This window comes from Mycobacterium sp. 1165178.9, assembly GCF_001673555.1.
GTDB lineage: Bacteria > Actinomycetota > Actinomycetes > Mycobacteriales > Mycobacteriaceae > Mycobacterium.
In genome coordinates this window covers 1-737 of record NZ_LZMB01000492.1, presented here as the reverse complement: position 1 = coordinate 737, position 737 = coordinate 1, and the positions used below count along the sequence as shown (strand labels likewise).

Genomic DNA, 737 nt, shown 5'->3' with positions numbered 1-737 from the left:
CGCCCAACCCGGTTTTGTTGGCCCGCAACGCTTACATCAGCATGATCGAGACCGCGCAAAATGTCGCCGACCGCTACTCACTGGACCGCGAGGAGATCGATGCCTTCGCGCTGCGGTCCCAGCAACATGCTAAGGCTGCGCGTGATCGAGGACGGCTAGCCAAAGAGATTATGCCCGTGCCGCTTCCGGCGACAAAAAAGACACCTGCCCGACTGGCAGAACATGATGAGTTCATCCGTGATGACACCACCGCCGAGGCGCTGGCGGCTTTACCGGCCCAGCCCGGAACGACTCAAATGACGGCGGCGAACTCCTCGCCTTTAAGTGATGGTGCCAGTGCCGTGGTCATCGCTTCTGGGGAGCGAGCCAGTGAGCTCGGCATCCAGCCGTTAGCCCGAGTGGTATCGAGTGCGGTCTATGGCATCGACCCGCTCATTATGGGCGTGGCCCCCGCATGGGCGATCCCGGCCGCGATCCGGCGGGCAGGACTCAGCCCCAAGCAGATCGACGTGTGGGAGGTGCACGAGGCGTTCAGCGCCCAGGCGCTGGGCGTCCTGCGGGAATTGCCAAACCAGCTGGACGGTTTCGTGGTGCCCGATGACAAGCTGACACCCAATGGCGGCGCAGTCGCGATCGGACATCCATTCGGGGCTACGGGAACTCGCTATTTGTTGACGCTGGCGACCGAATTGCGTGAAAGAGCCGCCCATTATGGGGTGATCGGGGTCTGTATCGGC

1 protein-coding gene is annotated in these 737 nt (G+C 62.6%); it reads left to right on the top strand.

What is annotated here, in order from left to right; translation table 11 throughout:
* A partial coding sequence (locus A5652_RS21165) for a thiolase family protein (RefSeq protein ID WP_156745462.1) occupies nucleotides 1-737 on the top strand: 737 nt, incomplete at both ends.